The sequence below is a fragment of the Saprospira grandis str. Lewin genome, from assembly GCF_000250635.1.
GTDB lineage: Bacteria > Bacteroidota > Bacteroidia > Chitinophagales > Saprospiraceae > Saprospira > Saprospira grandis.
Genome location: NC_016940.1, coordinates 3,093,935 through 3,109,651 on the forward strand (window position 1 = coordinate 3,093,935; position 15,717 = coordinate 3,109,651).

Sequence of the window (15,717 nt, forward strand, 5' to 3'; positions counted from 1 at the left end):
CTGCTCGGCCCTGCAGCGCTTTCAGCGCTTTGGTCTGCCGCCTTCGGCGGCCCTGCTACAGCCCCTCAGCCGGCGGCTTCGCCGCCTCTAGACGCAGAATAGCTTGCCGCAAATGGAATATCCCATTTTGCAGCTGCAGAATAGCTTCCTCCAAATGGAATATGCCGTTTTGCAGCTGCAGAATAGCTTCCTCCAAATGGAATATGCCGTTTTGTAGCTGCAGAATAGCTTCCTCCAAATGGAATATGCCGTTTTGCAGTTGCAGAATAGCTTCCTCCAAATGGAATATGCCGTTTTGCAGTTGCAGAATAGCTTCCTCCAAATAGAATATCCCATTTTGCAGCTGCAGAATAGCTTCCTCCAAATGGAATATGCCGTTTTGCATCTGCAGAATAGCTTGCGGCAACTGTAATATGCCGTTTTGTAGCTGCAGAATAGGGCATAAAGGTTTTAATGGGGTGTTTTGCATCTGCAGAATAGGGCATAAAGGTTTTGATGTGCCATTTTGCAGTTTCAGAATAGGGCGTAAAGGTTTTGATGGGGTGTTTGATCTCTGTCCAATAGGGCAAAAAGGTTTTGATGAGGTGTTTTGCATCTGCAGAATAGGGCAAAAAGGTTTTGATGAGGTGTTCTGCATCTGCAGAATAGGGCATAAAGGTTTTGATGGGCTGTTTGGCGGGACTGTTCAGGATTTTGTGTATCAGAATAAAATTTGGTCAATAGAGACTAGGAGGTGAGTGGTAAAATTTAGATGACCCGGTCAGGGAAACAGACACAAAGCTGGCTGAAAACTTTGGTCCAACCAGCTCGTTTGACCTTCCATCGTTTTTGAATTTGCATAGCGGCTAAATAGATAGATTTTATGGCCGCAGCATCATTTGGAAATGAGCGTTTGTTATTGGTATATTTTCTCAGGCCAGCATTAAAGCCTTCAATAATATTTGTGGTATAAATAAGCTTTCTGATTTCTTGAGGATAGTATAAAAAGACAGTGAGATTGTCCCAGTTTTTCTCCCAAGATTTAATGATGTAAGGATAGCGATCACCCCATTTTTCTTCAAAATCTTGAAGCCGATTTCTAGCCTCAGCTTCATTAGGAGCTGTATAAATGAGCTTAATATCTTTGGCCACTTTTCTTCTATTAGAGGCTTCGACAACCTTCATAGAATTGCGAATTTGATGGACCACACAAATTTGATGAGCTGCCTGAGGAAAGACGGCCTCAACGCTTTGGTCCAAGCCAGCTAGATTGTCTGAGCAGATAAATAAAACATCCTTTACCCCTCTTGTTTTAATGTCATTCAAAGTTGTGGCCCAATTTGCAGCAGTCTCTTTTTCAAAGAGATACATGCCAATAATGTCTTGATAGCCTGCTAAATTAACCCCAAGGACAATCATGCAAACCTTGCTTTTAATCTGCCCATCTTCTCTAATTTTATAGTGAATCCCATCAATCCAAAGAATCGCATATTTCTCATCAAGAACCCGATTTTGCCACTCTCGAATACTATCTAAGAGGCTATTAGTAATGGTTGTAATTTGACTCTTAGAGTACTGCTGCCCATAAATTTCATCCATATACTCTACTATATCAGACAGGCTCATACCTTTAGCATACAATAGTGTAATCACACTCTCCAGCTTAGCCGTCATCGACTTGTGTTTGGGGACCGTTACAGGGTCAAATTTACCCTCTCGATCTCTTGGTATTTCTATTTGTAATTTGCCACTTTCCGTCTTGATCTTCTTTGAAGAATGGCCATTTCTGCGATTTTCTCCTTGGACTTCTTCGCCACGAGCATACCCTAAATGCGCTGACATTTCTCCTTCTAACAAACTTTGAATTCCTCGTTTTTTGAGGTCATCTGTTAGCTTGTCTAGCTCCTCAATGTTCTTCACATCTCCTAGTAGGCGGTTTAATAACTCTTCTTGTTTCTTGTCCATAGCGGTACTTTTTTTCTAAGTAATTAAATTGATATTAAACCTCCTAATCTTTACCCCTTTTTTAGCCCATACACAAAATTTTAAACAGTCTCTGTTTGGCTTTGGCCATGTGGCACTGCCGCTACCTGCAGCCTAAAGGCCGCAGCCAATCTTGTTGGGCCATCATCTTGCTCGCCGCAGCGGCTTAAAAGCCCCTGCTTCATTGGAGATGGGCGAAAGCATTCGGTTTTCAGGTCCTGCGGCTTTTAAGCTGCAGGCCATGGGGTGGCCAAAATCTAGCTTAGTGGTTCCGAAATTGGCTGCGGGTTTCAACCTGCAGCCATGGCCGAAGGCCAAACGGCCTAGCGATGCGGCGGGGTGGCGCGTAGCGCCAGACCCAGGCGGCGAAGCCGCCGCAGGGCCGAGCAGACCTGCGAGCCCCAAAGCGTAGCGCCTGCCGAAGGCAGGAGGCCCCAAAACAAAAAAAAAGAGCCACCGAAAAACGGCAGCTCTATATCGTATAGATTCCAAAAGGGGAGGACCTATCCTAGGGCCTTATCTAAATCAGCCAAAAGGTCATCGGCATCTTCTACCCCAACAGAAAGGCGAATGATCGAGTCGGTCAAGCCCACTTTGAGGCGCTCTTCGCGGGGAATAGCCGCATGCGTCATGCTAGCAGGATGGCCAATGAGTGATTCTACGCCACCCAAAGACTCGGCACAAGTGAAATAATGTACTTTTTCGAGCACCTTAGCGGCAGCTTCTGCGGTATCCTCCTTGAGATTAAAGGAAAGCATAGCGCCAAAGCCGCGCATCTGCTTTTTGGCAGTTTCATGTCCCGCATGATGGGCCAAACCAGGATAATACACCTTGTCTACCTTGGGGTGCTGCATCAAGAAGTCGGCAATTTTAGCGGCATTTTCGCTCGCTCTTTGCACCCGAAGATGTAGAGTTTTGATGCCACGAAGGACCAAGAAGCAATCTTGGGGACCAGGAACGGCGCCCACAGAATTCTGGATAAAGTAGAGTTTTTCGGCCAAGGCTTCATCCTTGACCACCAAAGCACCCATCACCACATCAGAGTGGCCACCTAGGTATTTAGTCACCGAGTGCATGACGATATCGGCGCCAAGGTCCAAGGGGTTTTGGAGGTAAGGCGTAGCAAAAGTATTGTCTACACAAACCATGATATTGTGCTTTTTGGCTACGGCACAAATGGCCTCAATATCAATAATATTGAGCATGGGGTTGGTGGGCGTTTCTACCCAAATGAGCTTAGTTTTTTCGGTAATATGGGCCTCAATTTCGGCGGTGCCCTGCATCCCTACAAACTGAAACTTGATGCCATAGCGGCTAAAGACCTTCGTAAAGAGGCGGTAAGATCCGCCATAAAGGTCGTTGGTAGAAATCACCTCATCGCCTGGATCGAGCAGGTGCAAAAGGGCAGCTTCTGCGGCAAGGCCAGAGCCGAAAGTAAGGCCAAACTGTCCATTTTCTAGGGCAGCCAAGTTATCTTCTAGGGCTTTGCGGGTCGGGTTGAGCGTTCTAGAATACTCATAACCTTTATGTTGGCCCGGAGAGCTTTGGGCATAAGTAGAAGTCTGATAAATGGGCGTCATAATCGCTCCCGTTGCGGGATCGGGTTCAATACCTGCGTGAATGACTTTGGTTCCGAATTTCATAAAAATAAGTCGTTTAATTCGATTCTTAAATGAAGTTAGGGGAAGATACAAAAGTAGGGCTGTCTAGCCAAGTTCTAAGCGTTCATTAAGACTACACTTAGATTTTGCTATACATTTGGGCGGTAAAGCCGTTGCGCATACGGGGCTCTACATAAGTAGATTTTGGGGGGAGGGTCCCTCTGAGGTCCGAGATAGAAATGAGGTCTTCCATAGCCACGGGATAGAGGTTGAAGGCGGCCACGGCCGACTCTTCATCTACCTTTCGCTCTAGGGCCGCGGGGCCTTTCACGCCCCCTACATAACGGACCTCCACATCATTGCGGACATCCTCAATGCCCAGGATATCTTGTAAAATATAGCGATTGAAGAGGTGGACATCTAGGCTATCGGCCACGCTGGTTTCATCGCCGGGGCTATATTCTTCCTTTAAAATGAGCTTGCGCCAACGGCCCTTAATATAGCAACCCATTTCGCCACGGCGGAGTGGGCGGAAGGCCATGGGTTCTAGGCTGACCTCATAATATTTCTCTAGTTTTTGCAAAAATTCCTCTTCGCTAAGTCCTTTGAGCGACTTAAGAATGCGATTATAGTTATGGATCAGGATCTCGCTAGCGGGAAAATAGGCGGCCATAATATAGTGGTAAGGATTTTTGGCCTCCTTACTTTTATGTTGGGCATACAGCCGTTCGGCGGTGGTCATGCGGTGGTGTCCATCGCAGATATAGCTGCTTGGAATTTTATCTTTAAAGAGTTCTTGCAGCCGCTGTACATGCTCTTCTTCCTTGAGCAACCAGAATACATGTTGGTCGTCTTCAAAGGGAATTTTAAAGCTAGGGGGCATAGAAATCGTGATGCGGTTAATCAGAGCATCAATTTCTAGCACATTGGGGTAAGTGAGCAAAATGGGTTTAATCACACCATTGCGCTCCTCAAAAAGCTCCTGCATCCGGGCCTCCTTATCGGCCAAGGTAAACTCATGTCGTTTGATATGGCCCTGAATATAATCCTCTACATGGGTGCAGGCAATAATACCGGTATGGCTGCGGTTGTGTCGGATAATTCGATAAATCAGCAGGCTAGGTTCTTGGTCCATTTGGTAGTAGCCATCTCGGTAATAGAGGGGGAACTTGCGTTTGGCGGTACCAAAAAAGTCGTCAAAGGAAATAATGTCGTTGAGGTCGGGCAAAACTGGCCGAAAAGGGATAATGTTAGCCATAATAATGTTGTTTTCTGTTGTTTGTTAGTCGATATTTTGGGGCCTCCGCAGCGCTTCGCTTGCGGCGCTATGTTGCGGGGCTCGCAGGTCTGCTCGGCCCTGCGCCGCCTGTGGCGGCTGGGTCTGGCCTTCGGCCACCCCTCCACAGCGCTAGGCCATAAAAAAGGCCAGCTCCAAGGGGGGAGCTGGCCAAATATATTACAAACTTTTTGTAAAAAAGCAGTTTATTTTTTGGTATCAAATTCAGGGGCCTCGCCAAAGTCAAAAACAAGCGAAAAGCGAAGCGTATTATCTAGGGGATTGCGTTGGGCGGCTACGGCAGGCACTAGATAAGAGAAGTTGATATTAAAGATGTTATACTTCAGGCCAAGGCCTACCGTAAAGTACTTGCGGTTTCCTTTAGTCGAGTGCTCGTTATAGTGGCCGGCACGTACAGCAAACTGTTTGTTGTACCAATACTCCATACCAATAGAGTACATCAGTTCTCTAAACTCTTCGCCAGCGCCAGCGGGGGCATCATTAAAAGAAGAGAAAATAGAGCTAGGGACAGACTGCTGTTTGTAGTCGGCGGTACCATCTCCTTGGCCCGCATCTCCATCGCTGTCGTATTCTGGATTTTCGACTAGGTTGCCGTTTTCGTCCTCGATGCTACGGGGAATGGGCGTGGGCACCATCAATTTATTGATATCTAGGGCAAAGGTGATCGAGTTATGCTCATCAATATCATAGGTAAAGGCAGAGCCTAGGCCAATATTGGCGGGCAGATAATCGCGGTCGGCAGATTGGGTATAAGAGATTTTAGAGCCCAAGTTGGTCATGGCCAGACCGATACGCAGATTGGCTTCCTTGTCATTGACCTTCAAGGGTTTGTTGTAGGTAAAGGAAACATCGGCAGCAAAGGCGTGGGCGGGCGTGAGGGTTTCTCCACCAGCGGCTACGCCTGTTCCTAAGCTAGAGTAAATATACTTAAGGTTAAGAGCGGCCGAAAAGTTTTGGCTCATTTTACGGGCATAGGCGCCAGTGAGTTCAAACTCTCTGGGGCTAACCGTTTGCAGGGCGTTTCCTTGATCGTCGGTATATTGGATTTCTCCTAGGGAGAAATAGCGGAGAGAGCCGCCTAGGGTTTGGCGGTCATCTAGGTGTTTATAGACCGAGACATAAGAGAGAAAAACGTCATTGAGGCCTAGGGCGCGAAGCCAAGGCGTATAATTCATAGATACTCCTACATCGCTAGAGGCCCAGGCGAGATTAGAAGAGTTGAAGTGCATAGAGTTGGGGTCGGCATCTAGGGCGATACCGGCATCGCCCATAGCACCAAAGCGAGCATCTGGGGTAATGCGCAAAAAGGGAACAGCAGTAATAATGGTATTCGAGCAGGGGCTGCCATCGGGTTGAACGAGTTGTCCATCTTTAAGGATACACTGCGCTTTAGCTTCGGGCAAACCCAAAAATATTCCTAGGCCTAGAACAAAACTAAAGGCCTGCAAGATTCTCTGTTGCATAAGAGGTTAGATTAAATTTAAGATGATAATAGTTGGGCTGGCACCTAAAGGTATTAGCCCCAAAGTAAAGCTGCTACATAGATGAGAATTAAGTTATAAGTTTTGAGGGAGGGGAGCCCTTTTGTTTATTTTTGGCTGAGGATAAGTTGTGCGTTTTTGTGTTTTGGCGCCTAAAAATAGGGCTAAATCTTTGAGTTTTGTTAAAAAAAATGGACAAACTTGGGCCTAAGCTACTTTAAGCGGTATTTCTAGCGCTTGAGGACCAAGGCGCAGGCAGGCCCTAGGCCTGCCTGCTCGGCGCCCTAGGGGCGCCTTTCACGGATGAGCGATGCGCCGCAGTGGCCCTTAGGCCAGACCCAGCCGCCGCAGGCGGCGCAGGGCCGAGCAGAGAGCGAGCTGCAGAGCGTAGCGACCCGCCCGCAGGGCGGGACAGCCCCAAAAAATTATTTTAATAGCACTAATTTTTGGAAGCTAGCTTCTTGTTTAATTTCTGTTTCATCCTCTGCAGACAGGCTTTCGGCCCTCAGGCTGAGTTTATAGATATAGACGCCTCGGGCCAGTTGGTCGCCAAAGTCGTCGCGGCCATCCCAGTGGATGCCATCGATGCGGTAGCCGGTATTTTCGGCGGCGCTAATAGGTTGTTGGATTGTTTTGACCAATTTGCCAGAAACCGTATAGATTTGGACCATCACCTCTAGTTCTTGGCCGGGCAAATTATGTTCAAACATAAACTCGGTATGATCCGTAAAGGGGTTGGGATAATTGAGAATATTATTGAGGGCCATTTGGGCATTATCGGCCACCACAAACTCGGTTTCGCCTTGGCCCATATTATTATATACGTCCCAAGCCTTCACTTGGACCTGATGCAGGCCTTCGGGCAGATTACTTAGGGGATATTCTATGCTCCCCTTGCGGAAATCGTCTTCTTCGGCCTGATAAAACTCATTGAGATTATAGCTATAAGTTTGTTCATCGATAGTATAGGTAAGGACGCCCGTGAGGTCGTGGCCGATGCCATTGCCTACGGTATTGATGCCGTTATCATCCTCTAATTGGACCAGCAAAAGCGGGTTGCGGTCAGTGATTCCGCCCTTGGCAAAATTGAGATCATTCATATAGACCTTAACTGTTGGGGGCTCGTTATCTTCGGCGGCATTGGGGTTGGTTCCGCCCACCACAATACCGTTGTAGTGGCCGCTAGCGTCTATGCTCTGGCCATCTTCGGCATAATAAGATATTTTGCCATAGCCCAGGCTATAATTGATATCTCTAGGGACCATAAAAGAGAAGCTAAAGCGGCCATTTGTCACGCTGGCTCTTCCTTTAAAGATCACCTTCTTTTGGAGGATAAAGTTGCCGATTTGGCTATCGCTATCATTGGCTCTTGTTTTTGCGGTATCGGCTTTATCGAAGACGGTGGGGTAGAGGGTGCCGTTAAAATTGGAGAGTAGTTGTCCGTTTTGGTCTTGCACTTCTCCTTCAATTTGGACCAACTGCAGGGCGCTGATACTATCGGCGCCGCTGGGGGCTTGTCCGTTGATGCTGGTGGTGGCTACTTGCATTTGGGGGTAGGCTAGCGTCATGGAGGGGTCGCCGAGGAGCACATATTTTCTAGAGTTAGATGCGCTAAGGATTCCGCTATTATTTTTGGCCCTTTGGAGGACTTCGCCTAGGGTGGGCATGCGGTTGCCGACGGGTAAAAAGAGCTGGTCAAAAGTATTGGCGGTAAGGTGTTGGTTAGCATCGGCGAGTACTACGCGAGTTGTGGTAAGCAGGGCAATAGCGCCGGCATCGGGCTTGAGGATGAGCTGTTCGCCTGCGCAAAGATTTTTGGGATCATCGAAGGGGGCGAAAGAGCAGGTGGCAGTAACAAAGAGGGGTAATTTATTGTGATTATTCATTTGTTGAATTTCGCTGAGGGTAAAGATTCGCTCTTGAGCGAGTCCGTCCCAGCCTCCATGGCCCAGATAATTGACCACTAATGTTCCTTTGAATAAATCTTGCAGGATAGCGGCATTAACATCGGGGTATCGGCTACCGCCAGAGGTACTTTGTTGCTGATAGGCATCCAAATAAATCTTATTGATATTATAGTTGGGGTGATTAGCGGCTACAGTTTGGGCAATATTATCGGCATCATTGATATGGATATTATTATCCTGATCATCGGCCCAAAAGGTCAGGCGGTTGCGCCAATCTTGCTGTGTTGATGGATTTGTATCATAATCTATAATTTTATCGACCATTGTTCTGGCTTCGCTTAGGCTAGCGGCGGGTAGTCTTCCCACGCCAATATCTAGGGCTTGGTTGGCATTGGGATCGCCTTCGCCTAGGTCCAAAAGGGCAAAAAAGTCGTCAGAGGTGTAGGTGCGCAGGGGTTCTAGGGTGTTGGGGGTTTGGTAGCTAGGCACAAAATTGAGATGTTCTGTTCGTTTTTTGCTTAGGCCTTTGGGGTCGAAACTCCCATCGCCAAAGAGGAGCAGATAGCGCAGGCTATCGTTTCCGCTAGAGCGTTCGTAGAGCATACGGCAGAAATTGCGTAGGGCAGTGGCATCTTGCTGGCCAGAAGAAAACTCATTATAAATTTGGTTGATATCTACGGTTAGGCTCGTGATGCCGCTATGATCTTGGCGGTGTTGGGCCAGACGTTGGGCTTCGCTAGCAAAATCGGGATGATAAATAATGAGTAATTGGGGGGCTTGGGTAATATTATGTAAATTTTGATTGTCTAGAGGGCCAAGAAGGCTAGGTGCGCCAATATTATCTGCCTGAAAGAGGACAAACTCTCGGAGGGTATCGGCTGGGGCGACAAAGCTGATATTGCTGCCTGTTTGGCTAAAGCTTTGGGCCTTAATATTGCCCCATTCTGTGAGGTCCCAAAGTTGGAGATTGGCGCCTGCATTTTCAATTTGATATTGGGCCTGATTGGCGCTAAGGCTGCGGCTATCTCTAAAAAAGAGGGGCGTATTTTCGTAGCGGAGATTGGCGCGAGCTTGCAGGCTGATATAATCTAGCCAAGCTTCTGCCCCAGAGCTAGGGTGATTAAACTGATAATTGAGGCTAATACTTCCGTTGCTAGCGGGAACAAAACTAAAACTCTGATTAAGTGTTTGGGCATAAAGTGCGTAGACATAGCTACTGACTGTGCCTAGGGTTCCGGTTTGTCGGCTTTGGTTGCCTTCCGAGATGATTAGGCTGCCACTACCTGTTCCGCTAATCAGGCGGCCCAAAAAGCTAGATTGAACGACAACCTCTTCATTGGGAAGGCGGTTGGGAATATCGAAACTAAAGTCTTGGCTTCGGCTAATTTGGAAGGGGTCGCCAAGCCAGAGGCGGCCACTGGGGGGCAGGGCGATCACATCCTCCATGAGTGCGATTTCATCGGTTTCATAATGGGCCAGGGCATCATAGCTGCTGCTGTTGTAATCTGGGTTGCTGCCATTATTTCGGCTACTAATACGGCGGCCATTTGCGCTATTTATCTTAATAAAATAGCAGGCTTGATCGCTATAAATATTTTGTTGGTGTTGGTAGCGGTCTGTATTGCTTTGGTACTGCCAATTTCTGGGGCCTTTGGCATAAAAAAGCACAAAATCATTTTCATCAAATCGGCCATCTTGTTCGCCTTCCACCCAGATGGCTAATTCTTGGAGGTCGTCAATCATTTGGGCATGGCCAATAATTTCGGGAACCATTTGGCCACCATTGCCAAAGATTTGAATTTGCTGAGGGTTAATGCTGTTGGGGTCCCAGCCCATGGCGCTTAGGTCTTGGCGGCTAATTTTATAGAGGCCCGATTCGCTTACGGCCAGTTTATAAATTTGGCCACTAGCTAGGGCCGATTGTTGGACCGGGTGCAGAATAGATTTGCGGGCCAGGGGCGAGGGGCTAGGCGAGAGGCTAATTTTTAGCTCGGCTTGCACTAACTTCTCATACTGTCCGCTATTACTATTATAGCGAATAGGTAAAACTTTAACTTGGGCCAGGGGCTGCCCTCTTTCAAACAACTGTTCTGTTTGGATAGCTGCGGGCAGTTGGGGCCGCCAGTTGGCGGGCACGGCTAGAGGTTCATAAATGGCCCCTTGCAATTCGGCTTGAATTTGGCTTGTTTGTCGCAGGCGAAGGCTATAGGTCCAATAAGGCAGCATTTCGTTCTCATCATAGACGGCCCCTTCAAAATGGGGGTACTGTTGTTGTGGCAACTGAGCATCTGCAGATTTGAAGCTAGGGCTCCAATCTAGTTGTATTTGAACAGGGGTTAAGTTTTGCCCAAATAATGAACTCGCTAAGAGTAAAAAGAGGGGCAGAATAGAAAGAGAGGAGTTAGGCATACTGGAAAAGTCTAGATGAATGTTAGGTGAGAATGTACGCTTTTGTATTTTGGGCCGTTTCTTAAAGCAGAGAAGCTGCTTTGGCTTAGCGCTGTGAAGGGGTGGCCGAAGGCCAGACCGAGGCGGCAAAGCCGCCGATGGGCCGAGCAGACCTGCGAGCCCCGAAACATAGCGACCCGAGGTGCCAAGAAGGCCCAAGGGCCTTCTTGGCGACCGAAGGGAAAGCCCCAAAAAATCGAAAGATAGAAAAATAGCGTTTAGTTTGTAGGCTAAACGACTCAATCAAAATAACGTCTTGACTTAAAAAAGTGTTGGCATGCTCAAGTTTTATCCTCTCCTTACTCTTTGTTTATTTCTCCTTAGTTGGGCTCCTTTGCGGGCGCAAGATCCTGTATTTAGCCAGTTTTATGCGGCCCCATTGCAGCTCAATCCCGCTTTGACGGGTTTGGAAGATGCCCCCGTATTTCATTTGAATTATAGAAACCAATGGCCGAGCATTTCGCAGGCTTATGTGAGTTATGCGGCTTCTTACAGCCAGTTTTTTAGCAAGCAGAATAGTGGTTTTGGGGCCTCGGTTTTGGCCGATGTGGCGGGCAATGGCATTTATGCTAGCACGCAAATTGGTCTGCACTATACCTATTCGCTCTATTTGTCAGAGAATAGCCGGCTGCGGATGGGCCTAGAGGGGCAGTTTATCAATAAGCGCCTAAATTGGGATGAACTGGTTTTTTTGGACCAGCTAGACCCCGCCACGGGCTCGGTAGATGGCTCGGGCAATACCAATGCGACCCAAGAAGCCCGAGGCGCCAATAATTTGAGCTATATGGATTTTGGAGCGGGTGTTTTGTACCAAATGCCTTACTTTTATGGAGGATTCTCGATTAAGCATATCAATGCCCCTAGCGAAAGCTATTTATCGCTAAATGAAGTGGCGGCTACCCTGCCCATTCGTTATACCTTGCACTTTGGGGGGCAAATTCCACTTTCCACAGGAAAAAAAATCAGAAAAGCCGCCTATATCTCGCCCAGTATTTTATATAGCCAACAGCGTGATTTTAAGCAGCTAAACTTTGGCGCCCAAAGTCAATATGATATTTTTTTAGGGGGAATTTGGTTTAGACATACTTTTTCTAATGCCGATGCCGTTATTTTTATGCTTGGCGTTCAGCAAGGGCCAATTAAAATAGCTTATAGCTATGATTGGACGCTCTCCGGTCTTGCCAATGCCTCTGGAGGCGCCCATGAAGTCTCGCTGATTCTTAACCTAGCATCCGATAAAAAACGCATAGACTATAACGATTGTCTAAAAATGTTTAGGTAGTCTGCTTTTTTTTATAAATTTGTTTTCGCCTTTTGTTCAGAAAAAAAAACCTTGCTTAGCATGAAAAAACTATTGCTGCTTAGTTTGGCTGGCCTCTTACTAGCTACAACTGCTTGCAAACGCGAACAGCGCTCTCAGTCTACCGGCTGGGGATATAACTCGCAAGAATGGGGTGGTTTTGAAAAACTCCCTAACTATAAAGGCCAGATTACTGGACCTAATCTCGTTCTTATTGAAGGGGGTACCTTCAATATGGGACAAACCGAAGAAGATGTCATGAAAGACTACCGAGCTGCCCCTCGCCGTCAATCATTGGCCAGCTTCTATATGGATGAAACCGAGGTGACCAATATCGATTGGTTGGAATACCTCTACTACCTCCGTCGGGTGTACCCCTCTATGCCGCAAGTGCATTTGCAGGCCCTACCCGATACCCTAGCATGGCTAGACGAACTTTCTTATAATACGCCTTATGTAGAAAACTACTTGCGCCACCCCGCCTATGAGGATTATCCCGTAGTTGGTGTTACTTGGTTGCAAGCTAACGAATTCTGTAAATGGCGCTCGGACCGTGTGAATGAGATGTTGCTCATCGAACAAGGTAAAATTGATCCTACTTCTATTGAAGGACAACAAGGAGAAAATACCTTTAGCACGGGCTCTTACCTCTCTGGTATCTATCAAGCACAACCTGGCCCCAAACCTGCCGTAAACCCCGCCACTGGCGAGGAACGTGCCGTCCGCTTTGAAGATGGTATCATGCTTCCCGAATATCAGTTGCCCACCGAGGCACAATGGGAGTTTGCCGCACTCGCTCTTTTGGGTAACCAAAGTGCCGCCCGCGACGAAAATATCACTGACCGCCGTATCTACCCCTGGGATGGAACTACCGTTCGCTATCCCCAACATGGCCGCTATCAAGGAGCCATCGTAGCTAACTTTAAGCGTGGCCGTGGTGACTATATGGGTATGTCTGGCGCACTAAACGATAACGCAAGTATTACGGCTCCTGTTCGCTCTTATGTGCCTAACGATTTTGGTCTCTATAATATGGCCGGAAACGTAAACGAATGGGTGCGCGACGTTTACCGCCCCACTACTTCACTTACCCTAGAGGATAATAACGAGTTGAATAGTTTCCGTGGTAATGTCTTTACGCAGGTAGAACGCAATAGCAACGGTACTCCCGTTGGTGTAGATAGCATCGGCCGCCTAAAGTATAAGCCACTAGACGAAAACGAGATCAAAGACCGCCGCAACTTTACTAAGTCTAATGTAATTAACTACGGTGATGGCGATATCGAGTCTCGCCTCAATTATGGCGACTCTAAACTCAATAACGAAACTAAACATATGTACCAGTTTGGCAAGCACTCTCTTATCTCTGATAAGGCCCGTGTTTACAAAGGAGGCTCTTGGGCAGATCGCGCCTACTGGCTCTCTCCCGGCCAACGCCGCTTCCTAGATGAAGATAAGGCTTCTGCTACTATCGGTTTCCGTTGCTCTATGCTCCGCGTGGGTTCTCCCTCTGGTAACCGCTTCAAAGGTGGAAATCAGATCAAAACGCGCAAAAAACGCACAAAACGTAAGTTCTAAGCTTTGCTGACTTACCCTAAGGTCCAATTCTTTTTAGAGTTGGACCTTTTTTAGGTTTTGGGGCCTCCTGCCTGCGGCAGGCGCTACGTTGCGCAGCTCGCTCTTCGCTCGGCCCTGCAGCGCTTCGCGCTTTGGTCTGGCCTACGGCCACTGCTGCACATCGCTAGGCCATGCACCCTCCCTCTTCGCCCAAAAAAGATCGGCCCAAAGCATAACGGAAGAAGAAAAGCAGCTCTATAGAACTGAGTTCTAAGGCAAATCTTGTATTTTTGAGCCGCCAAAATAATTTATTAGCCCCCTAAATTTTTTTTCCTATGATTGACTATCAAGCGCTGCTGACCAACCTCTTTAATATGGTGATGGAGTATGCGCCCCGGCTGATGCTAGCCCTTGCCTTACTCTATTTTGGCCTCAAAATTATTGGCCAAGGAATGAAGCTGATTAACAATCTGCTGAAAAAGAATGATTTTGATAAAGACCTCCGCCCCTTTATTATTAGCCTAGTTTCGGTGGCCCTCAAAATTCTGTTGGCCATTTCGGTGGTGGATATTGTAGGGGTAGAAACTACCTCTTTTGTGGCGGTTTTGGCCTCTATTGGTTTTGCCGTAGGTTTGGCCCTGCAAGGCAGCTTAAGCAATATTTCTAGTGGCATCCTCATCCTGATTTTTAAACCCTTCCGCACCGGCGATATGGTCCGTGCTGGCGATTATATGGGCCGAGTAAAGGAAATTCAGATCTTTAATACTATCCTAGAAACCTTGGACCATCGCCGCATCGTCATCCCCAATAAATTACTCACCGATGAGGCCCTAGAAAATATTTCGGCCGCCGGAATTATCCGGGTTTCTGCCCCAGTGGGCATTAGCTATTCGGCAGATATTGACCAAGCCCGCCGAGTGGCCCGTGAAGTAATTGCCGGCTGCCCCTTTGCCGTTTCCGATAAAGCTTATCAACATCAAGTGAATGTTTTGGCCCTAGGCGCCTCTTCTGTAGATCTAGAGGTTTGGGTTTGGGCCAAAGCCGATGATTATTGGGAGACCCTATTTTATATGGAGGAATACCTCAAAAAAGCCTTTGATAAGGCCGGAATCGAAATTCCATTTGCTCAAATGGATGTAAACTTTAAGCCGACTTCAGAATATCGTCTAGCGGTAGATGCCGTGCTGCAGCAAAAAGGAGGAGAGCAAGAACATGAATAGTTTATACGAGAGGCTGCAGCTATATGGCCAAGATTTGCTCCATAGTATTCATCCCATTGATTTAGTGATCAATTTATTGTTGGTGACCTTGCTGAGCTGGCTGCTAGCGGCCATTTATGTCCGCTATGGCCGAGCTTTGTCTAATCGCAAGCGCTTTGCCGCCAATTTTATGCCCTTGGCCCTAACCACCATGCTCGTCATGCTGATTGTCAAATCTTCTTTGACGCTTTCCTTGGGCTTGGTGGGTGCGCTCTCTATTGTACGATTTCGAGCAGCAATTAAGGAGCCCGAAGAGCTCAGCTATTTGTTTATCGTGATTGGCTTGGGCCTAGCGGCTGGGGCCAATCAGCCCTTTTTGGCCCTCATTTTATTTAGCTTTCTGAGCCTGGCCATTTTGGCCAATTACTGGATGCGGCCCGCCGCTTACTACCAAAAAGAAGGGGCCATTTATTTGGAGCTCCGCACCGATTTGGAAGAGCCCCTTTTGATTGAAGAAAGTTTGAAGAAAATACTGGGACCAAAATTGCAGCTTCGCCGAATGGATGCCCTAGGCGAGGGGATGGGCCTAGAGCTCTCTTTTTCTTTGCCCGCCTGCGAAACCGCCCAACTGCAAGCGGCCCAAAAAGCCCTGCAAGCACTTTCGGCCAATACGAGCTTTTTGGTGGTGTCCCAAACCGACCTGCCCCTTTAATGGACCTAGGGGAGCAAAGCGACCGGCCACAACAAGGCTGCAAGCCGCAGTTCGACGACCAAAGGGAGTAACCGATGTGTAGCAGTGGCCGTAGGCCAGACCGAAGCGCGCAGCGCTGAAGGGCCGAGCGAAGCGACCGGCCTAGCGATGTGTAGCAGTGGCCGTAGGCCAGACCCAGGCGGCGCAGCCGCCGCAGGGCCGAGCGAGCAGCGAGCTGCGAAACGTAGCGCCGACGAGCGTAGCGAGGCGGAGG

Annotated in this window: 10 protein-coding genes; 4 read left to right on the plus strand and 6 right to left on the minus strand. The window is 47.9% G+C overall.

The features are described 5' to 3' along the window. Positions 1-65: 65 nt before the first annotated feature. From SGRA_RS22000 to porU, 6 genes are all read right to left on the minus strand, one after another. The gene (locus SGRA_RS22000; protein WP_081477735.1) at positions 66-653 is read right to left on the minus strand and encodes a hypothetical protein; all 588 of its coding nucleotides are present in this window, start codon (positions 651-653) and stop codon (positions 66-68) included. 94 nt (positions 654-747) lie between these two features. Next, the gene (locus SGRA_RS13680; protein WP_015691783.1) at positions 748-1,944 is read right to left on the minus strand and encodes an IS256 family transposase; all 1,197 of its coding nucleotides are present in this window, start codon (positions 1,942-1,944) and stop codon (positions 748-750) included. 521 nt (positions 1,945-2,465) lie between these two features. After that, positions 2,466-3,605: a cystathionine gamma-synthase gene (locus tag SGRA_RS13690; RefSeq protein WP_015693339.1), complete on the minus strand. Its 1,140-nt coding sequence runs from the start codon at positions 3,603-3,605 to the stop codon at positions 2,466-2,468. A gap of 97 nt (positions 3,606-3,702) precedes the next feature. Beyond that, entirely contained in the window at positions 3,703-4,821 is a 1,119-nt protein-coding gene (locus SGRA_RS13695; RefSeq protein WP_015693340.1) for a DUF1015 family protein, read from the minus strand. Positions 4,822-5,045: 224 nt separating this feature from the next. Continuing rightward, positions 5,046-6,323 (minus strand): type IX secretion system outer membrane channel protein PorV, encoded by a 1,278-nt coding sequence (gene porV, locus SGRA_RS13700; protein WP_015693341.1) that lies wholly within the window; start codon positions 6,321-6,323, stop codon positions 5,046-5,048. A 443-nt stretch (positions 6,324-6,766) separates the two neighbouring features. Next, entirely contained in the window at positions 6,767-10,657 is a 3,891-nt protein-coding gene (gene porU, locus SGRA_RS13705) for a type IX secretion system sortase PorU (protein ID WP_015693342.1), read from the minus strand. A 316-nt stretch (positions 10,658-10,973) separates the two neighbouring features. On the opposite strand from porU, the gene SGRA_RS13710 reads away from it, so the two are divergent. The 4 genes from SGRA_RS13710 (at position 10,974) to SGRA_RS13725 (ending at position 15,464) form a co-directional block, all read left to right on the plus strand. Continuing rightward, a complete protein-coding gene (locus SGRA_RS13710) occupies positions 10,974-11,978 on the plus strand; it encodes a PorP/SprF family type IX secretion system membrane protein (protein ID WP_015693343.1) in 1,005 nt (334 codons plus the stop codon). A gap of 60 nt (positions 11,979-12,038) precedes the next feature. Then, positions 12,039-13,574, plus strand: coding sequence for an SUMF1/EgtB/PvdO family nonheme iron enzyme (locus tag SGRA_RS13715; protein WP_015693344.1), 1,536 nt, complete (start codon positions 12,039-12,041; stop codon positions 13,572-13,574). A gap of 314 nt (positions 13,575-13,888) precedes the next feature. After that, a complete protein-coding gene (locus tag SGRA_RS13720; RefSeq protein ID WP_015693345.1) occupies positions 13,889-14,773 on the plus strand; it encodes a mechanosensitive ion channel family protein in 885 nt (294 codons plus the stop codon). Next, positions 14,766-15,464 carry a DUF4956 domain-containing protein gene (locus SGRA_RS13725; RefSeq protein ID WP_015693346.1) on the plus strand — a complete coding sequence of 233 codons (699 nt, stop codon included), beginning with the start codon at positions 14,766-14,768 and terminating at the stop codon, positions 15,462-15,464. The genes SGRA_RS13720 and SGRA_RS13725 overlap by 8 nt, the downstream gene beginning before the upstream one ends. The last annotated feature ends 253 nt before the right edge of the window (positions 15,465-15,717 follow it).